Genomic DNA, 19,561 nt, shown 5'->3' with positions numbered 1-19,561 from the left:
CCGTCCCCTGTCGAAGCTGCGGTCGCGGCTCTGGTAAGCAGGTCTGAGAATCTGACTGTTTGTTTTTGCGCAATTCCGGACGGAACCGCTACGCACTTTTCCTGGAATTGCTTAGGGCCTTCTCCACATCCAGAACGGAGCGATGCCTTCGTCCGGGTGGAAGACGGGCATGACGGTCTGCGCCTCGGCGTTGCGGATCGTTGCTTCGGGATCGTGGCGCGCAAGATCGAGCAATAGCGGCCAAAGCCGGTGCGGATCGACCGCATCCATCGGCGTGGTGTCATGGCTGTCGATATTCGCCGCCAGCCAGCGCAGGGTTCGGACCAGCCCCTGTCCTTCGCCAGCACGATGCTGCCAAAGATCGTCGCCGACCGAGGACAGGATGCGCGCCAGCGTCGTCCAGCCCTGCAAGGTATACAGTGTGTAGTGTCTGGGCCGGGTGCGCGACAATTCCCTTGGCAGCGAGCCGTCGGGCGCGATCTGATCCACCAGTCTCTCCCTGGCGCGACGGCCGATCTCGGCCAGCATTGCGCTTTCCCCCAGAAATGCGGCGATCGACGCCCGCAGCAGGTCAAAGAACACACCGTGGTTGTTGAGGCGCTTGGACGCCGCCACCGCGGCCGGCGCCGTGTCCAGCCATTGGCGGTATGAACCAAGCCAGGATCTGAATGCTTCCCCTTCGCTTGCGTCCAACACGCCGGCACGTTCGATCAGACGAACCGCGTCGAGGAAGAAATAGAGATCCTTGAGCTCGATGATACCTTGCCCGTTCCCTTCGTTGTCGTCGTGACCGAACCGCACCTGCGCGTAGCGCATATGCGGGTTCATTCTTGTCGCGGGATCGATGAACCATGTGCGGATGAGCCCGCCGGCGTGGCCGGCATAGTGCTGTTCGCCAAGCACGGTCGCCGCCAGTGCAAGCACGGTGGTATCGTCCAGCAATCGCTGCAGGCGCGTACGATCGTAGGCTTCGCTGCCTGTTTCATACAATCTGGTGCCGGGCGCGCGCTCGCCGTCGCGCCCGACAAAGGGAAGTCCGTCAGGCTTGTCGGGATCGGGCCACCAATAGGGCGCCGGCTGGAAGTAGTCGTGCGGGTTGCCGCTCGGCGCCACGCCTGTCTTGTCCGTCACACTGAACGGACCGCGGGTCAGCGCCTGGTCGGCGCAGTTGCGCAGATGCCGCTGAAGATCGGCGTCCTTGTTTCTGGAGGCGGCGGCGAGCGCGTCTTCGTCGTAGAAGGCCAGGCGCGACGGATCGAGCCTGGCAGAGACCGCCCTGGCGTCACAGCGGTCGAGCATGTCGACGATCGCCTCGTCGCGGCTGGTCCAGCGGGCGAGGAAGCCCGCCTTGCCGATTTCAAGATGCGAGCGCCCTGAATCCAGGCGCGCGACCCAGCCGGCATTCTGGAAAAGCCCGGCGGTGGGCGAGAGGGGTCGACGCGGGAAATCCCACCGGTCGTCGCGGAACCGGTCCCACTGCCCGGGAACGCCAAGCCGCCACAGCATTTCGACCTTCGGCCGGCGTCCATAGGGATAGTTTTCGTCGAACAGTTCGGTCGTATCGGTTCGAAATATGATTTGCGGCTCTTCGTTAGCCCGCGGTTTGAAGGCCGTGTCGAGCAGAATTGCGTTGTCGACGATGCGCGCCATCGGCACCACGACATAGCGGAAATGCGGGTTTTCTCGGGTTGCCGCCCGGATCTGCTGGTAGGCCGACAGCGTCAGGTAGCTGTTGCCGTCCCACGGCATCAGCCACTTCGCCCGCCCGCGGGCGATCTCAAGAGCCGTGTTGCGCGCGCCGTTGTTGTTCATCACATAGAGGTTCTTGCCGCGCCGGATGTGCGTTTCATAACGCGCGGCATTCGGCTCGGCCGATCGGACGCTGTCCGAAGACCTGAACAGGCCCGTGGCCAGTTCGTCCATGTTCCAGGGAATTTGCCGATAGGCATCGAGGTCGAAAGGGATCCTGTGGAAGTTCTGGTTCCAGCTTTCCAGCAGGCCGATGATGCGGGCCTCTTCCTCGGGGTCCGTTATCCGGTTGACGATCCAGAATTTCTCGCAGTCCGGGAAGGCGGGTTCGTTGTCCAGGATGAACAGGGCGTTGTCGTATGACTGGCCCTTGCGGTGTCGCGGCTCGAGGTCATTGCCGATGATGCGGACAAGCATGAAGCTGTCCTTCACGCGCGAAATCGGCGAGGCCGCGTAGCCGTCACGCGCCGCCTTTATGCGCAGCCTCACGACATGCCGGTGTTCGAGCTTGCGTTTTGCCGAAACCAGCGCATTGCCAAGACTCGTGAGCGGCGACTTGAGATACCTCCTCGACCGCTTGAGCTCGAGGAGTATTCGTTGCCAGGTGGACCGTCGCTCGGCTGGAACTGGGGTCATGGCTGCCCGCCAGGGAGCATGCGGGGACGATCGGGATCGCATGTCATCATGGACCATCCGATTGCCGCCATCTCCTGCTTCTCTCCTGCAAACCTTCAGTCGTCTCCTAGCCTTTTGCACGTCGTGCGTCACGGCTCAATTCGACCTCGGGCGCTATCGGTGCACTTGCCTGTTCGGGCATCGAGAAAAGTTCCGCAGACTATTTTTTCGTTCCTTTGAACCAATCGCTCGCGGCGCGCGACCAAGCGCTGCGTAACAAACGCGGTTATCAAGGAGAGCATCTATGTTTATTCGATCAAGAAACGTCTTGCTTGCCGCCATCGCCGTTTCCGTGCTGGCAGGCTGCCAGACGACGGCGCCAAGAGATTGCGACAAGACAAAGCCGGGTGTCACCCACAACGCCAAATGCTGCGGCATCGGCGACGCGCCGTGCAAGGAAGGCAGGAACGGTGACAAGCACGACAACAGGCCCGATCCACGGCCGCAGTGAAGTAGGGCGATCTGGGAGTAGGGGAATAGGACGAGCGGCACCAATTGCCCTACGGCCCTATTGCCTTACTCCCCACCGGGACGGGCCTCAGGTGTGGCGAGATGCGATACGGCTTGTCTGGATGGTGGGCGTGACAGGGATTGAACCTGTGACCCCTGCAATGTCAATGCAGTGCTCTCCCGCTGAGCTACACGCCCATCCGAAGCCGCGCATACACCACTTTTGATCCAGCGCGTCAATAGGTCGGAAAGGGAAAGAAAGGCTCGTTTTGTCGCGCCGCCGAGGACGCGCCGGGATCGAGCCGGAAGCGCCTCAGGCGGCCTGCAGCATCTTTTCGACCTCGTTGACGAGGTCGCGCAGGTGGAACGGCTTCGACAGGACCTTGGCGTCCTTCGGGGCCTTTGAATCCGGATTGAGCGCAACGGCGGCGAAACCGGTGATGAACATGACCTTGAGGTCGGGATCGATCTCGGTGGCGCGGCGGGCAAGCTCGATGCCGTCCATCTCGGGCATGACGATGTCGGTCAGCAGCAGCGAGAAAGGCTCCTCGCGCAGTCGCTCATAGGCGCTGGCGCCATTGTCGAAATCGCTCACCTGGTAGCCGGCGCGCTCCAGCGCCTTGACGAGGAACCGGCGCATATCGTCATCGTCTTCCGCCAGCAGAATGCGTGCCATCATATCCCGTCCGAATCACCCGCCCCGACATTGGCGCCGGGCATGCCCGTTAACCATCCTGTATATGAGGAGGTGACGGTAAACATCAAGTGAACGATGGCGGCATTATCCTGACTTTGGCTGAGCTGTGAGGGTGCTGAAATGCTGGACATGCGGCCGGCGAGATGGCAGTTTCAAATCATGATGCAGTGCTGTTTCCGGGTTCGCTCAAATTGAAGACGGCAGCCGAGGATTTTTCGGTCGTTCCACCCTTCGAAATCCGATCGGGCGCCGAGCAGCGCGTTCCCTTTCTCTTCAACTCACCGCATAGCGGCCGCTACTATCCCGACCGCTTCCTGGCCATGGCGCGGCTCGACCGCAATGCCATCCGCCGGTCCGAGGATTGCTATGTCGAGGAACTGTTCGGCGGCGCCGTCACCCTTGGCGCGCCGATGCTGGCGGCGAATTTCCCGCGCGCCTATCTCGACGTCAATCGCGAGCCCTGGGAGCTCGACCCGCGCATGTTCGCCGAACCGGTGCCGTCCTTCTGCAACATCCGCTCGGCGCGGGTGGCGGGCGGACTTGGCACCGTGCCGAAGCTGGTGGGCGAGGGACTCGACATCTATTCCGGCCGCCTGCCGCTGGCCGAGGCCGTGGCGCGTATCGAGACCGTCTACAAGCCCTATCACGAGACGCTGAAGCGGCTTCTGACCAGGACCCATGCGCGGTTCGGCTATGCCGTGCTGATCGACTGCCATTCGATGCCTGCCAGCATCAGGGTCGGCGACAATGGGGTGCGACCGGACTTCATCATCGGCGACCGGTTCGGCATCTCCGCCACGGCGGCCCTGACCGAGACGGCGATCGGCCTGCTCACCGGCATGGGCTATACCGTCGCCCACAACAAGCCCTATGCCGGCGGCTTCATCACCGAGCATTACGGCCGGCCTGCGCGCCATCTCCACGCGCTGCAGATCGAGGTCAATCGCGGGCTTTACATGAATGAGCGGACGTTCCAGAAATCCGCCGGCTTCGATGCGCTTGCCGACGATCTGGCACGGTTCTCGGCCGACCTGATGGCGATGCCCGATCACCATTTCATCGACCTGCCGCTCGCCGCCGAATAGGTTTGGCGACAGGCCGCACAGGTCAGCGCCCGCGCCAGTGTCGCGGCGAAAAAAAGACCGCATCGTTTGCACGACACGGTCGAAGTCTAGGGAGGAAACGCCCAAGGAGGGCATGGACAGGAAGACCTGTCCGAGAACAAAAGTATTGTGCGCTGCACAAATGTCAACCGACTTCAGGTTTTTTTAATTCACTATGAAGTGGAAATTGCGTTTCGACGGCGCTTGCGTGACATTCAGGCAACAGTGGGTCGTGGCGCTGGAGGGCTCCAAGCCCTTGCTCCGGCGCGAAATCACCGGCAATGACATGCTGCAACGCGGGAGAATCAGTTGGATATCAGCATCGATTTCATGCGGCGCATCGCACATGCCGCCGCTGCCGAGACCTTGCCGCGCTTCCGCAGCCAGGGCGCCGTCGCCAACAAGGAGGCGGGCGGCTTCGATCCGGTCACCGAGGCAGACCGCGAGGCCGAGCGGGTGATCCGGGCGCTGATATCGGCGGAATATCCCGATCACGGCATTTTGGGCGAGGAGCATGGCAGTGAGAACATATCCAGCAGGCATGTCTGGGTGATCGATCCGATCGATGGCACGCGTGCCTTCATTTCCGGCCTGCCGGTCTGGGGAACGCTGGTCGGGTTCACGGTCGACGGCGATGCCGTCGCCGGTCTGATGTCGCAGCCCTTCACCGGCGAGCTGTTCTACGCCAACGCCTCCGGGTCCCACTATGAGGGGCCGGGCGGGCCGCGCAAGCTTGCGACGCGCAAGACGACGGAGCTCAGCAAAGCGACGCTGTTCACCACCACGCCGGCACTGTTCAAGGGCGAGGCGCGCACCCGCTACGACCAGTTCGAAAAGCAGGTCCAACTCGCCCGCTACGGCACCGATTGCTATGCCTTCGCCATGGTCGCGGCGGGAAGCGTCGACGTCGTCGCCGATCCCGGGCTGAAGCCCTACGACATCGTGGCGCTGATCCCGATCATCGAAAAGGCCGGCGGCGTCGTCACCACCTTCGACGGCGGTCCGGCCGAGAAAGGTGGAGATATCCTGGCGGCTGCAACACCCGAGTTGCACGCTGCCGCGATGGCGGCGCTGCGCGGCTGAGCCGGGCAAGGCCCCGTCTTTTCGCCATGCCTGCCCAACCCTCCTGACAGGCAGGTGTCAGTATCCTTCCGCTATAGAAGGATTTCACCTGAGGGAGGATCGCACATGCAGACGCAGTCAAAAGCCGGCCGTTCCGACAAAGATCCCGCGGACGGCCGCAACGATTTCGATTTCTTCCACGGACGCTGGTCGGTCAGCCATCGACGGCTGCGCACGCGGCTGGCTGATGATACCAACTGGGACATGTTTGGCGGAACGTGTGACGTGCGCCCGATCCTCGGCGGGCTCGGCAATGTCGACGACAATGTGATTGAATTGCCCGGCGGCGCCTATCGCGCCGCCACGGTACGGACCTTCGATCCGGCGACGAAGCAGTGGTCGATCTGGTGGATCGACGGCCGCAATCCACTGACCATCGACGTGCCGATGCGCGGGTCGTTCGAGGGCGGCATCGGCACGTTCCTGTGCGACGACGTCTTCGAAGGCCGTCCGATCCGGGTCCGCTTCCTCTGGTCGGGGATCACCGAAAAGTCTGCGCGCTGGGAGCAGGCCTTTTCGCCGGATGGCGGCAAGACCTGGGAAACCAACTGGATCATGGAATTCGCCCGTCAGGCCTGATCTCCGAGGGTCCGCGCCTGCGGATTGCTGTCACTCAGGTGTCGTCGCCGGTGCCTGGGATGAAGGCATCGAAGGCGGCGAGGAATTGCTCGCGATACATGTCTGCCTCATGCAGGATTTCATGGTGCGCGCCGTCGATCATCAGCAGCGAGCCGACGCGCAGACGCCTGGCATAGGCCTCCACCGCCTTGGTCGAAACGACTTTGTCGGCGCCAGCGGCGATCACCAGCATGGGGACCTGGATCGCGGCGACAAAGTCCGGATCGCTTACGGCTTCGGAAGCTTCGGCGGCGGCTTTCAGCCAGCGGATCGTCGGGCCGCCAAGCGCCAATTGCGGATAGGCTTCGTAGATCCCCGTGTTGCGGCGGTAGCGCTCCGGATCCGATGTCACCTTGTTGACGGCGAAGGGGGTGGTCTGCTTCGGCCGCGGTCCCCATGCGGCATAAAGCCGGCCGAGACCCAGAAGGCAAAAAAGTGTGCAGACGCGGCGAACGGTCGTGATCGAGACCGGAAGGTCGGGCAAGGTCAGGAAAGGGGCGATCAGCACCATGCGACGTACCCGGTTGACCATCGAGGGCGAGGCAAGCAGGGCGACCACCGCACCGGCTGAATGGGCCAGGATATAATAAGGCCCGCGGCAATCGGGCAGCACGATCTCTTCGAAGAATTGTTCCAGGTCGCTGGCGTAGTCGCGAAAACTGCGGACATAGCCGCGCTGCCGGTCGCGGATCAGCCGGTCGGAGCCACCCTGGCCACGCCAGTCGAAGGTGGCAACGCCAAAGCCTCTTTCGGTAAGGTTGCGGATGGTCTCGAAATATTTCTCGGTGCACTCGTTGCGGCCGGTCAGCACCACCACCGTGCCCTTGATCGGGCGGGTTACGGCGCCAAAAAGGCCGTAGCGGATCAGCTTGCGGTCGTGGGTGGTGAAGTAACCGCCTGCCGCGTTTACCGGTGACGGATTGCCAGGAAATTCGTGGAAGAGGTCCGTCATTCGGCGTTTCGTTTTTCGTGTCGCGCCCTAGCCCTGCGAGGCGCAGGCCCGGTGATAGACGCCAACGCGGCAAAAGCAAAGGGCTTCCGGTTGGAAGGGAAAGGCAGCAACTTCCGGCAACGAATGAGGCCGGAAGCAGCCTGCGGCGTGCTTCCGGCCTCTGTCGATCCGGGAGGAAGGGACGTTACACCCGGTTCGGCCTCGTCGCGGCGCTTTCCAGTGCCGCTTGTTTTTGATCCTGGCCGCACTCTAGCGCTGCCTGGCTGAACGGGCGCCAAAGCAGCGGTTCATCTGCCGTTCATCGAAGCGCGAATTCGCCGGCCGGCAAAAATCTTGAAATGCGCTTTTGCGCTCCCCAAATGTCTGATGCGGTCGCCAATGTCGGGACCGCTGGCCTATCCGGAACGCCGTCTCGGGTTTCGCACCGGCCAAACGCAAACCATGTTGCTCAACAGGAGAACACCTCATGCGTCACGTTGATTTTTCCCCGCTTTATCGCTCCACCGTCGGCTTCGATCGTCTCTTCACCATGCTGGATTCGCTTGCCCAGCCTGAGAGCGCGCAGACCTACCCGCCCTACAACATCGAGCGCACCGGCGAGGACGCCTATCGCATCTCGATGGCGGTTGCCGGTTTCTCGGAAGACGAGATCTCCATCGAGGCCCACCGCAATGTGCTGACCGTGAAAGGTGAGCGCAAGGAGGAGGGCAATGGCGAAGGTTCCGAACTGCTCTATCGCGGTATCGCCTCGAGGGCTTTCGAGCGCCGCTTCCAGCTTGCGGACCACGTCGATGTCGTCGGCGCCACGCTGAAGAACGGCCTGCTCTTCGTCGACCTCAAGCGCAACATCCCCGAGGAGCTGAAGCCGCGCAAGATCGCGATCACCGCGACTTCGGCCAAGGCCAAGCAGATCGAGACCAAGACCGCTGCGTAATGCAGGCTGACTACAAACCGTCTCCTCCCGAGACGAAAGCGGCGCCGAAAGGCGCCGCTTTTTGTTTGCCTCGATGTCTGTGCCATCCCCAACCAAGGATACTGGCCCTTTCGCGGCAAGCCTCGCTGAACGAGGTTTTCGTCCTGCGAACGGATCGAGGGCATGTCTGATTTTTCCCTGGCGCTGACGGGCACAATCGCCATCACCTTCCTGCTCGCCGGCATCGTCAAGGGTGTCACCGGCATGGGCCTGCCGACGCTGGCAATGGGGCTTCTCGGCACCGTCATGCCGCCGGTCACGGCCGCGTCGCTGCTGATCGTCCCGTCCTTCGTCACCAATGTCTGGCAGCTCTTCGCGGGCCCGAGCTTTGCATCGATCCTGCGCCGGCTGTGGTTGATGATGGCCGGCATCCTTATCGGCACAGTTGCCGGGGCAAGGCTGCTGGCCAGCGACAACGTCAAATGGACGACCGCTGGCCTTGTGCCGCGCTGGTGCTCTACGCCGCCTACACGCTGCTGGCACGGCAGCTCAGCATTCCGACCAAGGCAGAGCGCTGGTGGTCGCCGGCCATAGGCTTCCTCACCGGCCTTGTCACCGGCGGCACTGGCGTGTTCGTCGTGCCTGCGGTGCCCTATATCCAGGCGCTGGGGCTGAGCCGGGACGACCTGATCCAGGCGCTGGGTCTTTCCTTCACGGTGTCGACCATTGCGCTGGCAGTCGGCCTCGCCTCGCATGGCGCATTCGAGGTCGAGCATATCGCGATGTCAGCGCTGGCCGTCGCGCCGGCCTTGCTCGGCATGTGGCTCGGCCAACTGCTCGGGCAGAGGATCAGCCCGGAGACCTTCCGGCGCTGGTTCCTGATCTTCCTGATCCTGCTCGGCCTGGAACTGCTGGCACGGCCATTTCTGGCCTAGCCATTTCCTTGCCCGATAAGCAAATGACCGATGTGGTCGACCTCCTCTGTTGTCGTCGCGAAGCTGGCGACGAAACGGTAGATCGCTTCATTGTCGCCGAGGTGGCCGTCGAAGCCTTGGGGTACGCCCCATTCGTAGAATTTGGCGCCGGCCGCCTGCAGCTTTTCGGCACTGGCGCGGTCGAGGATGGCGAATACCTCGTTGGCCTGCGGCAGCCAGGCGAGCCTGCCTGCTGGAGCGTCTTCGATCGTCTCGGCCAGTCGCGCGGCCATGGCGTTGGCGTGGCGCGCCATCCTCAGCCAGAGATCGTCGGTGAAATAGGCTTCGAACTGGGCCGAGATGAAGCGCGCCTTCGAGAAGGTCTGTCCGGCGCGCTGGCGCAGCAGGCGCAGATCATGCCCGATGTCGGGGTTGAGGACCACGACCGCGTCGGCCATCCAGCAGCCGTTCTTGGTCCCACCGAAGGAGATGATGTCGACGCCGCTCTTCCAGGTCATTTCCGCAGGCGAAATGTCGGTCGCGGCAACGGCGTTGGCGAAGCGCGCGCCGTCCATGTGCAGGGGCAGCTTGTGGCGGCGAGCGACCTCAGACACGGCTTTGACATCGTCGACGGTGTAGACCGTGCCGACCTCGGTCGCCTGGGTGATCGTCACCGCCATCGGCTGGCCGGCGGGGGCGAGGTCCTGCGAATAGCGTGTGATGGCGCGGTCGAGAGCCTGCGGATTGATGCGCCCCAATGGCCCAGGGACCGGCGACATGCGCGCTCCGCCGGTATAGAAGCCCGCGGCACCGAATTCATCGACGTTCATATGCGCCTCGGATTGGCAGAAGGCGACGCCGCCGATACGATTGCATGTCGCCATGGAGAGCGCGTTGGCCACCGTGCCGGTGGCGACGAAGAACACCGCGACCTCCCGTTCGAAAATCTCGCTGAAGCGCCGGTAGACGGCGCGGTCGAGTTCGCCGTCGCCATAGGCGGTCGCGATGCCCGCAGCGTGCCGGGACAGATTGGCCGAGATGTCGGGATGGACGCCCGCCCAGTTGTCGGATGCAAAGAACATTGAGAGGTCCGTATCTGGTTTGAAAAACGGGCGGGACCATGGCTGCTTTGGGGTTTGACGCGCAAGGGCCAAGCGCTGGAAAAGCAGTAAAGCCAGCCAAGCCAGGCGGTGCGGGTGGCGACTGAAGGTTACGTTTCTACCCTCTCACGCGTAATTTTCTGTCGTGAAGGGCTCGAGATTTTTGTGAATCGGTCTTGTGCACGCCTGCGATTTCTGTCATAAAAATTTAGGACAGTAGTGCTGTCTTATTTTGTCGCACAAATCAGGCTGGATTGGCGTATCATTTGGGCCTCTCCTGCCGCGAGCGACGGGTAGACGGCTCGGCTCTGGCCTGTACGATACCGGATACGAACCGGGCGGTAAGCCGCATGGTTCGGCAAGGATTTCGCAAGACGTGCAGCAAGGATGAAGGGGAAGCTATGCGCTTCCCGAGGCAAACCAGCGCCTGAAGGGCTGGGAACGGAGGACAGGACGATGACGGAATTGACGCTATCTGCGATCAACGGCCAGGCCGCGCAGACGAAAGCGGCTACCGTCAAAAATACGTCCCTGACCAACGTAGGGCGCACCGCCAACGGCTTCGCCGCCCAGGGTCTTTACGATCCGCGCAACGAGCACGACGCCTGTGGCGTCGGCTTCATCGTCAACATGAAGGGCGTGAAGTCGTACCAGATCGTCAAGGACGGGCTGGCCATGCTCGAAAACCTGACGCATCGCGGCGCCGTCGGTGCCGATCCGCTGGTGGGCGACGGCGCCGGCGTTCTGGTGCAGATTCCAGATCGTTTCTTCCGCGAGGAGATGGCCGCGCAGGGCATCGACCTGCCGCCGGCGGGTCAGTACGGCGTCGGACACTGGTTCATGCCGCACGACGCAGCATTGCGCGCCCATATCGAGGACATCATCGCCGAATCGGCGCAGTCCGAGGGGCTGCCGCTGATCGGGTTCCGTGACGTGCCCGTCGACAACTCGTCCCTGTCGAAGGCTCCTAACATCGTGGCATCCGAGCCGTTCCATCGGCAGGTCTTCATCGGCCGCACGGCAGACATTACCGACGACGAGGAGTATGAGGCCCGGCTCTATCTGCTGCGCAAGGTCATATCGGGCCGCATCTACGCGGAGAACGACAACAAGGACATCGGTTCCTACTGCGTGTCGCTGTCGGCGCGCACCATCGTCTACAAGGGCATGTTCCTGGCCTATCAGGTCGGGGCCTATTACAAGGATCTGATCGATCCGCGTTTTGAGACCGCGCTGATCCTCGTCCACCAGCGATTCTCGACCAACACCTTTCCGTCGTGGAAGCTGGCGCATCCCTACCGCATGGTCGCGCATAATGGCGAGATCAACACCGTACGCGGCAACAACAACTGGATGGCGGCGCGGCAGGCGTCGGTCGATTCCGAATTGTTCGGTAACAACATCTCGAAGCTTTGGCCGATCTCGTACGAAGGCCAGTCCGACACCGCGTGCTTCGACAACGCGCTCGAATTCCTGTTCCAGGGCGGCTACAGCCTCAGCCACGCCATGATGATGCTGATCCCGGAAGCCTGGGCCGGCAACAAGCTGATGGATCAAGACCGCAAGGCCTTCTACGAATACCATGCCGCGCTGATGGAGCCGTGGGACGGACCGGCGGCGGTCGTGTTCACCGATGGCCGCCAGATCGGCGCCACGCTCGACCGCAATGGCTTGCGCCCGGCGCGCTACATCGTCACCGATGACGACCGCGTCATCATGGCTTCCGAAGCCGGCGTGCTGCCGGTGCCGGAGGAGCGGATCGTCAAGAAGTGGCGGCTGCAGCCGGGTCGCATGCTTTTGATTGACCTGGAAAAGGGCCGCATCATCTCCGACGAGGAGATCAAGTCGGAGATCGCGACCAAACACCCCTACAAGAGCTGGCTCGCCAACACGCAGCTCATCCTGGAAGATTTGAAGCCGGTCGAGCCGCGCGCGCTGCGCAAGGATGTCAGCCTGCTCGATCGCCAGCAGGCGTTCGGCTACAGCCAGGAAGACACCAAGCTTTTGATGTCGCCGATGGCCACCACCGGCCAGGAAGCGGTCGGTTCGATGGGCACCGACACGCCGATATCGGCGATGTCGGACAAGTCGAAGCTGCTCTACACCTATTTCAAGCAGAACTTCGCCCAGGTCACCAACCCGCCGATCGATCCGATCCGCGAAGAGCTGGTGATGAGCCTGGTCTCCTTCATCGGGCCGCGGCCGAACATCTTCGACCTGGTCGGCAATTCGCGCCGCAAGCGGCTCGAAGTGCGCCAGCCGATCCTGACCAATGGCGATCTCGAAAAGATCCGCTCCATCGGCCACACCGAGGACCGTTTCGACACCAAGACGATCGACATCACCTACGGCTCGAGCGAGGGCGCTGCCGGCATGCAGGGCGCTGTCGAGCGTCTCTGCGAGCGGGCCGAAGCTGCTGTTGCCGGCGGCTACAACATCATCATCCTGTCCGACCGCCAGCTTGGGCCGGACCGCATCGCCATCCCGGCGCTTCTCGCCACGGCCGCGGTTCACCACCACCTGATCCGCAAGGGATTGCGCACTTCGGTCGGTCTCGTTGTTGAATCCGGCGAGCCGCGCGAGGTGCATCATTTCTGCTGCCTCGCCGGCTATGGCGCCGAGGCGATCAATCCCTATCTCGCCTTCGACACGCTGCTCGACATGCACAAGCGCGGCGAGCTGCCGGCCGAGGTCGACGCCTACGAAGTCGTCTCGCGCTACATCAAGTCGATCGGCAAAGGCATCCTCAAGGTGATGTCCAAGATGGGCATCTCGACCTACCAGTCCTATTGCGGCGCGCAGATCTTTGACGCCATCGGGCTGAAGTCTGACTTCGTCGAGAAGTATTTCACCGGCACGGCGACGCTGATCGAAGGCGTCGGGCTGGACGAGGTTGCTGGCGAGACTGTCAGCCGTCACACGGACGGGTTCGGCAACGATCCGGTGCTGCGCAACAATCTGGAGGTTGGCGGCGAATATCTCTTCCGCATGCGCGGCGAGGCCCACATGTGGTCACCCGACGCGGTCGCCACCTTGCAGCATGCCGTGCGCCAGGGCTCGTGGGAGACGTTCAAGGAGTATTCGGCGCAGATCGACAGCGAGACCGCGCGGGCGCAAGCCATCCGCGGCCTGTTCAAGATCAAGCTGGCGGAAGAGAGCGGTCGCAAGAAGGTCGCGCTCGAGGACGTGATGTCGGCGGCTGATATCGTCAAGCGCTTCTCGACCGGGGCCATGTCGTTCGGCTCGATCTCGCGTGAGGCGCACACCACGCTGGCGCGCGCCATGAACCAGATTGGCGGCAAGTCGAACACTGGCGAGGGCGGCGAAGAGGCCGATCGCTATCTGCCGCTGCCCGGCGGCGGCAAGAACCCGGAACGCTCGGCGATCAAGCAGGTCGCTTCCGGGCGGTTCGGCGTCACGGCGGAATATCTGGTCAACTCCGACGTCATGCAGATCAAGGTCGCGCAGGGCGCCAAGCCCGGCGAGGGCGGCCAGCTGCCCGGCCACAAGGTCGACGCGACCATCGCAAAGGTCCGGCACTCGACACCGGGCGTCGGCCTGATCTCGCCGCCGCCGCACCATGACATCTATTCGATCGAGGATCTGGCGCAGCTGATCTACGATCTGAAGAACGTCAACCCGGCGGCCGACGTCTCGGTCAAGCTGGTCTCGGAAGTCGGCGTCGGTACGGTTGCGGCCGGCGTTGCCAAGGCGCGCGCCGACCACATTACCATATCGGGCTATGACGGCGGCACCGGTGCGTCGCCGCTGACCTCGCTCAAGCATGCCGGCAGCCCGTGGGAAATGGGCCTCGCCGAGACGCACCAGACGCTGGTGCTCAACGGCCTGCGTTCACGCGTTGCGCTGCAGGTCGATGGTGGTTTGCGCACGGGGCGCGACGTCATCATCGGCGCGCTGCTCGGCGCCGACGAGTTCGGCTTCTCGACCGCGCCGCTGATCGCGGCCGGCTGCATCATGATGCGCAAGTGCCACCTCAACACCTGCCCGGTCGGCGTGGCAACGCAGGACCCGGTGCTGCGCAAGCGCTTCAAGGGCACGCCCGAGCACGTCATCAACTTCTTCTTCTATGTTGCGGAAGAGGTGCGCGGGCTGCTCGCCGAAATGGGCTTCACCCATCTCGACCAGATCATCGGCGATACCGATCTCCTGGAGAAGCGCGACGTGGTCCAGCACTGGAAGGCGCGGGGGCTCGATTTCGGCAAGATGTTCTTCAAGCCGGACGCCCCGCATGAGGCCGTGCACTGGACCGAGCGGCAAAAGCACCCGATCGACGACGTGCTCGACCGCAAGCTGATCGAGCTGGCGAAGCCGGCGCTGGAAGCCAAGCAGCCGGTGACCATCGAGCTGCCGATCCGCAATGTCGACCGTTCGGCGGGCGCGATGCTGTCGGGCGAAGTGGCCAAGCGCTTCAAGCACAAGGGCCTGCGCGAGGACACGATCTCGGTCAAGCTCACCGGCACCGCCGGCCAGTCCTTCGGCGCCTTCCTGGCGCGCGGCATCTCGTTCGAGCTGGTCGGCGCCGGCAACGACTATGTCGGCAAGGGCCTGTCGGGCGGCCGCATCGTCATCCGTCCGCCGGATGAGGCCAAGATTGTCGCGGCTGAGTCCATCATCGTCGGCAACACCGTGCTCTACGGCGCGACCGAGGGCGAGGCCTATTTCGCCGGCGTCGCCGGCGAGCGGTTTGCCGTGCGCAATTCGGGCGTTGCCGCCGTCGTCGAGGGCGTCGGCGACCATGGCTGCGAATACATGACCGGCGGCATCGTCGTCGTCATCGGCAAAACCGGCCGCAACTTCGCCGCCGGCATGTCGGGCGGCGTCGCCTATGTGCTGGACGAGGAAGGCGACTTCGCCGAGCGCTGCAACATGGCGATGGTCGAGCTTGAGCCGGTGCCGGAGGAAGACGATCTGATGGAGAAGCTGCTCCATCATGGCGGCGACCTCGACCACAAGGGCCGCGTCGACGTCTCCGGCGACATGACCAGCCACGACGAAGAGCGGCTCTATCAGCTGATCTCGAACCACGTCCACTTTACGGGTTCGGTGCGCGGTCGCGAAATCCTCGACAACTGGACGGCTTTCCGGCCGAAATTCCGGAAAATCATGCCGGTCGAGTATCGCCGCGCGCTGATCGAGATGGAGCGCATGCGCATGAGCGTGGCGGCGGAATAGGCTTTGGGCGTTGCCGGGGAGCAAGGCTTCCCGGCCGACACCTCATCAACAATCCTGACCTCGGACTGAAGGTTGCCATGGCTGCCTTATGAGGTTAACGGGTGCGCCGACGAGCGTGCCTTCGGACAGCAGGGACTGGACTATGGGCAAGGTAACAGGCTTTCTCGAGATCGACCGGCAGGTGCACAAGTACCAGCCGGCCTCCGACCGCATCCGGCATTTCCGCGAATTCACGCTGCCGATGTCGGACAAGGAGGTCGAGAAACAGGCCGCGCGCTGCATGGATTGCGGCATTCCGTTCTGCCACGGGCCGACCGGCTGTCCGATCCACAACCAGATCCCGGACTGGAACGACCTCGTCTACAATGGCGACTGGGACAATGCGATCCGCAACCTGCATTCGACCAACAATTTCCCGGAGTTCACCGGCCGCATCTGTCCGGCACCCTGCGAGGAAGCCTGCACGCTGAACCTCGAGGACATTCCGGTCGCCATCAAGACCGTCGAGCAGGCGATCGCCGACAAGGCCTACGAGACCGGTCATATCCGGCCCTATCCGCCGGAGAAGAAGACCGGCAAGCACGTCGCCGTCATCGGCTCGGGGCCGGCTGGCATGGCGGCCGCGCAGCAGCTCGGTCGCGCCGGTCACGACGTGCATGTCTATGAGCGCGAAAGCCGCCCGGGCGGGCTGATGCGCTACGGCATTCCCGACTTCAAGATCGAGAAGCACTATATCGACCGCCGCATCGAGCAGATGCAGGGCGAGGGCGTGACCTTCTATTGCGGCGTCAATGTCGGCGTCGACAAGCCTGTGGCCGAACTGCTCGCCGAGTACGATGCGGTACTCTATTGCGGCGGTTCGGAAACGCCGCGCGCCGCCAGCATCCCCGGTGACGATCTCGGCGGCGTCTACGATGCGATGCCCTACCTGGTGCAGCAGAACAAGCGCGTCGGCGGCGAGCCGATCCAGTCGGTGGCCTGGCCTTCGCATCCGATCATCGCCAGCGGCCAGCATGTCGTCGTCGTCGGCGGCGGCGACACCGCCTCCGACTGCGTCGGCACCGCTTTTCGGCAGGGCGCGGTCCGCGTCACCCAGCTCGACATACGGCCGCAGCCGCCGGAGAAGGAAGACAAGCTCGCGGTCTGGCCCTATTGGGCGACCAAGATGCGGACCTCGTCGTCCCAGGCCGAGGGTGCGGAGCGCGAATTCCAGGTGGCGACACTCGAATTCATCGGCGAAGAGGGCCAGCTGACCGGCGTCAGGTGCTGCGAGGTCGACGACAAGCGCAAGCCGATCGCCGGCACCGAATTCGTCATCCGTGCCGACCTCGCCTTCATCGCCATCGGCTTTGCCGGGCCTGCAGCCGCTGGCGTGGTCACGGAACTCGACGGGCAGATGAAGATCGCCACCGACAGCCGGCGTTCCAGGAATGTCGAGGCCAATGACCTCGATTACAGGACCAGCGTCGACAGGCTCTACGCAGCGGGCGATGTGCGCCGCGGCCAGTCGCTGGTGGTCTGGGCTATTCGCGAAGGCCGCCAGGCGGCGCGTTCGATCGACGAGGCGCTCATGGGATCGAGCGTTCTGCCCCGCTAAGGAGTGATTGCCGTCGTCTTGTCGGTCACGACGGCAGCCGTGGCGGGCTGGATTTTCGGTGGCGAGGAGAAATCGTCGGCGCGGCCGGGCGAGGCGTCGGGCGCCTTGCCTTCGATGACAAGTTTTTCGCCGGGCAAGTTCGGGTTGCCCTTTACCGGCGGCGCGGCGCCGAGAAGCTCAGAGCCGCCATCGAGCGCCGGATCGCCAAGCAGCATTGGCGGGGTGCGGTCGACCACGATCGGAGCGGCGGCCGGCGCCGGCGCTTCGACCGGGGCGCCAGCGGGGGCGGAGGCTGTCACCGCGCCTCCCGGCGCGGTGATGCCAAGGATCTTCATCAGAGGCTTTTCAGTATAGAAGGCAAGCTTGCGCTTGCCGGCCTTCGACACGTTGATGCCGTCGTCGGAGCGCAGGCGCACCGGCTGGCCGTTAATGTCGGGGCCGCTGGTGACGAAGGCGCCGTTCTCGTCGACGAAACCGTCCCAGACATCGACGAATTCACCGCCATGCTTTTGTGCCGCCGAGTGGTAGATGTCGTTGAAGGCCAGCATGTCGGAGGTCATTTTCGAGACCCGGAACGCGGGCATGCCGACCCACAGGAACGGCACCTTGGCGGCGGCGATGGCGCTGCCGAACGCATCTGTCCGGCGTTCATATTCCTTGGTCCAGTTCTCCGATCGCGGCTGCTCGCGCACGTCGCCGACCTTCATCTGCTGGCGGTCGTTGGAGCCGAGCATGACGACCACGGCCGCCGGTTTTTCGGTCTCGATCAGCGATTTGATCTGTTCCGGCCAATTGTAGAAATCGTCGCGCACGAAACCGGATGAGCCGTTGCTGCGCGCGACGATCCTGACGCCGGGGCTCTCGGCAAAGGCGGTGTCCAGGCCTTCGGCGAGGCCGCTCGCCATGAAATCACCGACCACCAGGACGACGCGGGCATCCGGCGTCTTTTCCACGACAGGCGTCACTGGTTCGACCGGGAGGCGGGGCCGACTTTTTTTCGTCTTGGACTTCGGCCTCGCCTTCTGGATGTCGAGCGGTGGTTCGACCCGCTCGCTGCGGCGCGGAAACAAGAGATCGCGTAGCGACCAGCCGCGATTTTGCTGCTCTTGCGCCAGGGCCGGCGTGTGAAAGGCGCTGGCTGCAGCGACAGCCAGGACGGCGATCGCCAGAAGCAGGATCGGCATGCGGCGAAGGATCACCCGGATACGCGCAACCGAAACCAAGTATTCCCCCGTTTCTAAGTCAGCTCTACTTTTGCCGGAGCCATTTGAGCACTTCCATGCTTGGATAGCCGTCCTGGGTCAAGCCGGTCTTTGCCTGGAAGGCCAGGATGGCGGCTTTCGATCCGTCACCGATCTTGCCGTCGAACTTGCCGTCATAGTAGCCATGCTCGGAAAGCCGCTGCTGAAGCTCCTGCCTTTCCTCGAAGGTGAGCTTGGTGAAAGGCCGTTTCCAGTCCTGCACCAGACCGCCATAGCCGGCGATTTCGTCGGCAAGAAGGCCGACGGCGAGCGCGTATTTGTCGGCGTTGTTGTAGGCTTTGATAACCGAGAAATTCTTGACCATCAGGAAGGCCGGCCCGCCGCGACCGTCCGGCACCTTCAGCGTCGCCTTGTCGGCGCCGTTCTTGAATGGCTTGCCGCTGGCCCTGACAACGCCGAGCGCCTGCCATTGCGCCAGCGTCTTGGAGCCGCCGGGGAGTTTGCCGGCCGGCAAGGTGACCTCATAGCCCCAGGTCTTGCCGGCCTGCCAGCCATTCTTCCTGAGCAGGTTGGCGGCGGTCGCCAGGGCGTCTGGAATCGAATTCCAGATGTCGCGCTTGCCGTTGCCGTCCATGTCGACCGCATAGGCCTGATAGCTGGTCGGTATGAACTGGGTGTGACCCATCGCGCCGGCCCAGGAGCCGCTGAGATGGCTTTCGTCGATATCGCCCCTCTGCAGGATCTTCAGCGCCGCGATCAGCTGGGTGCGGGCGAATTTCGATCGCCTGGGATCGGCATAGCCGAGCGTCGCCAGCGAGCGGATGACATTGCGCATGATGTCGTCGCGCTTGAGGATCTCGCCATAATTCGATTCCATCGACCAGATGGCGAGCAAAATGTTGCGGTCGACGCCGAATCTGGCCTCGATCCTGTCCAGCCACGGCTTCCATTTCCTGGCCATCTGCTGGCCGACGGCAACTGACTGGTCATGGACGCGGTTGTCGAAATAGTCCCAGGCAGGAGCGGTGAATTCGGGCTGGGTACGGGCCTTCTCCAGCACCACCGGGTCGATATCGTTGATGTTCTTGAAGGCCTGGTCGTAAAGCGCCCCGGAAACGCCGCTCTGCACCGCCGTGGCGCGGAAGCTGGCAACCCATTGCCGAAACCCGGCATCGGCGAAAGCGGGCCCAGCGGGCATCAGCAGGGCAAGCGAGAGGCTGGCCGCCGTCACGGCGCTTGCCAGGCGCTTTGCGGTGCTGCGAACGGACATCTTTTC

Annotated in this window: 13 protein-coding genes, 1 tRNA gene and 1 pseudogene; 8 read left to right on the top strand and 7 right to left on the bottom strand. The window is 63.3% G+C overall.

Annotated features, from left to right (window positions below):
* Window positions 1-111: 111 nt before the first annotated feature.
* A complete protein-coding gene (locus ACFX5Q_RS06625; RefSeq protein ID WP_404276317.1) occupies window positions 112-2,385 on the bottom strand; it encodes an alginate lyase family protein in 2,274 nt (757 codons plus the stop codon).
* Between the two features lie 283 nt (window positions 2,386-2,668).
* Here ACFX5Q_RS06625 and ACFX5Q_RS06620 point away from each other — a divergent pair, with 283 nt between their 5' ends.
* Window positions 2,669-2,875: a hypothetical protein gene (locus ACFX5Q_RS06620; protein WP_404276315.1), complete on the top strand. Its 207-nt coding sequence runs from the start codon at window positions 2,669-2,671 to the stop codon at window positions 2,873-2,875.
* A gap of 122 nt (window positions 2,876-2,997) precedes the next feature.
* Here the strand turns inward: ACFX5Q_RS06620 and ACFX5Q_RS06615 are convergent.
* A tRNA-Val gene (locus tag ACFX5Q_RS06615) sits at window positions 2,998-3,072 on the bottom strand.
* 115 nt (window positions 3,073-3,187) lie between these two features.
* The gene (gene cpdR, locus ACFX5Q_RS06610) at window positions 3,188-3,550 is read right to left on the bottom strand and encodes a cell cycle two-component system response regulator CpdR (RefSeq protein WP_006199474.1); all 363 of its coding nucleotides are present in this window, start codon (window positions 3,548-3,550) and stop codon (window positions 3,188-3,190) included.
* Window positions 3,551-3,714: 164 nt separating this feature from the next.
* Between cpdR and ACFX5Q_RS06605 the strand changes: the two genes are divergently transcribed.
* From ACFX5Q_RS06605 to ACFX5Q_RS06595, 3 genes are all read left to right on the top strand, one after another.
* Entirely contained in the window at window positions 3,715-4,656 is a 942-nt protein-coding gene (locus ACFX5Q_RS06605) for an N-formylglutamate amidohydrolase (RefSeq protein ID WP_404276300.1), read from the top strand.
* A gap of 327 nt (window positions 4,657-4,983) precedes the next feature.
* A complete protein-coding gene (gene hisN, locus ACFX5Q_RS06600) occupies window positions 4,984-5,757 on the top strand; it encodes a histidinol-phosphatase (protein WP_404276298.1) in 774 nt (257 codons plus the stop codon).
* 105 nt (window positions 5,758-5,862) lie between these two features.
* A complete protein-coding gene (locus ACFX5Q_RS06595) occupies window positions 5,863-6,375 on the top strand; it encodes a DUF1579 domain-containing protein (protein WP_404276297.1) in 513 nt (170 codons plus the stop codon).
* 34 nt (window positions 6,376-6,409) lie between these two features.
* On the opposite strand, the gene ACFX5Q_RS06590 is transcribed toward ACFX5Q_RS06595, so the two are convergent.
* Window positions 6,410-7,366, bottom strand: coding sequence for an alpha/beta fold hydrolase (locus ACFX5Q_RS06590; RefSeq protein WP_404276295.1), 957 nt, complete (start codon window positions 7,364-7,366; stop codon window positions 6,410-6,412).
* 466 nt (window positions 7,367-7,832) lie between these two features.
* On the opposite strand from ACFX5Q_RS06590, the gene ACFX5Q_RS06585 reads away from it, so the two are divergent.
* Together ACFX5Q_RS06585 and ACFX5Q_RS06580 are read left to right on the top strand one after the other, a co-directional pair.
* Window positions 7,833-8,300, top strand: a complete 468-nt coding sequence (locus ACFX5Q_RS06585; protein WP_404276294.1) for an Hsp20 family protein — start codon at window positions 7,833-7,835, stop codon at window positions 8,298-8,300.
* Window positions 8,301-8,462: 162 nt separating this feature from the next.
* Window positions 8,463-9,214, top strand: a pseudogene (locus ACFX5Q_RS06580) (sulfite exporter TauE/SafE family protein).
* Here the strand turns inward: ACFX5Q_RS06580 and ACFX5Q_RS06575 are convergent.
* Window positions 9,211-10,275 carry a threonine aldolase family protein gene (locus ACFX5Q_RS06575; protein WP_404276292.1) on the bottom strand — a complete coding sequence of 355 codons (1,065 nt, stop codon included), beginning with the start codon at window positions 10,273-10,275 and terminating at the stop codon, window positions 9,211-9,213. The pseudogene ACFX5Q_RS06580 and the gene ACFX5Q_RS06575 overlap by 4 nt on opposite strands.
* Before the next feature lie 474 nt (window positions 10,276-10,749).
* Here ACFX5Q_RS06575 and gltB point away from each other — a divergent pair, with 474 nt between their 5' ends.
* Both gltB and ACFX5Q_RS06565 read left to right on the top strand, forming a co-directional pair.
* On the top strand, window positions 10,750-15,486 hold the full coding sequence (gene gltB / locus ACFX5Q_RS06570; RefSeq protein ID WP_404276291.1) for a glutamate synthase large subunit: 4,737 nt from the start codon (window positions 10,750-10,752) through the stop codon (window positions 15,484-15,486).
* Window positions 15,487-15,628: 142 nt separating this feature from the next.
* Window positions 15,629-17,083 (top strand): glutamate synthase subunit beta, encoded by a 1,455-nt coding sequence (locus tag ACFX5Q_RS06565; protein ID WP_404276290.1) that lies wholly within the window; start codon window positions 15,629-15,631, stop codon window positions 17,081-17,083.
* Here ACFX5Q_RS06565 and ACFX5Q_RS06560 read toward each other — a convergent pair.
* Window positions 17,080-18,306, bottom strand: a complete 1,227-nt coding sequence (locus ACFX5Q_RS06560) for a DUF459 domain-containing protein (protein WP_404276288.1) — start codon at window positions 18,304-18,306, stop codon at window positions 17,080-17,082. The genes ACFX5Q_RS06565 and ACFX5Q_RS06560 overlap by 4 nt on opposite strands.
* 25 nt (window positions 18,307-18,331) lie before the next feature.
* A complete protein-coding gene (locus tag ACFX5Q_RS06555) occupies window positions 18,332-19,555 on the bottom strand; it encodes a lytic murein transglycosylase (RefSeq protein ID WP_404276286.1) in 1,224 nt (407 codons plus the stop codon).
* Between the last annotated feature and the right edge of the window lie 6 nt (window positions 19,556-19,561).

Origin of the sequence: Mesorhizobium sp. IMUNJ 23033, assembly GCF_044778005.1 — a bacterium.
GTDB lineage: Bacteria > Pseudomonadota > Alphaproteobacteria > Rhizobiales > Rhizobiaceae > Mesorhizobium > Mesorhizobium amorphae_A.
This window is presented reverse-complemented; position numbering and strand designations above follow the sequence as displayed.

Excerpts from the sequence above, each read along its gene's own strand:
- gltB (WP_404276291.1), top strand. The coding sequence starts at position 10,750 with ATGACGGAATTGACGCTATCTGCGATCAACGGCCAGGCCGCGCAGACG.
- ACFX5Q_RS06590 (WP_404276295.1), bottom strand. The coding sequence starts at position 7,366 with ATGACGGACCTCTTCCACGAATTTCCTGGCAATCCGTCACCGGTAAAC.
- ACFX5Q_RS06555 (WP_404276286.1), bottom strand. The coding sequence starts at position 19,555 with ATGTCCGTTCGCAGCACCGCAAAGCGCCTGGCAAGCGCCGTGACGGCG.
- ACFX5Q_RS06585 (WP_404276294.1), top strand. The coding sequence starts at position 7,833 with ATGCGTCACGTTGATTTTTCCCCGCTTTATCGCTCCACCGTCGGCTTC.
- ACFX5Q_RS06575 (WP_404276292.1), bottom strand. The coding sequence starts at position 10,275 with ATGTTCTTTGCATCCGACAACTGGGCGGGCGTCCATCCCGACATCTCG.
- ACFX5Q_RS06565 (WP_404276290.1), top strand. The coding sequence starts at position 15,629 with ATGGGCAAGGTAACAGGCTTTCTCGAGATCGACCGGCAGGTGCACAAG.
- ACFX5Q_RS06625 (WP_404276317.1), bottom strand. The coding sequence starts at position 2,385 with ATGACCCCAGTTCCAGCCGAGCGACGGTCCACCTGGCAACGAATACTC.
- ACFX5Q_RS06605 (WP_404276300.1), top strand. The coding sequence starts at position 3,715 with ATGGCAGTTTCAAATCATGATGCAGTGCTGTTTCCGGGTTCGCTCAAA.
- cpdR (WP_006199474.1), bottom strand. The coding sequence starts at position 3,550 with ATGGCACGCATTCTGCTGGCGGAAGACGATGACGATATGCGCCGGTTC.
- ACFX5Q_RS06595 (WP_404276297.1), top strand. The coding sequence starts at position 5,863 with ATGCAGACGCAGTCAAAAGCCGGCCGTTCCGACAAAGATCCCGCGGAC.
- ACFX5Q_RS06620 (WP_404276315.1), top strand. The coding sequence starts at position 2,669 with ATGTTTATTCGATCAAGAAACGTCTTGCTTGCCGCCATCGCCGTTTCC.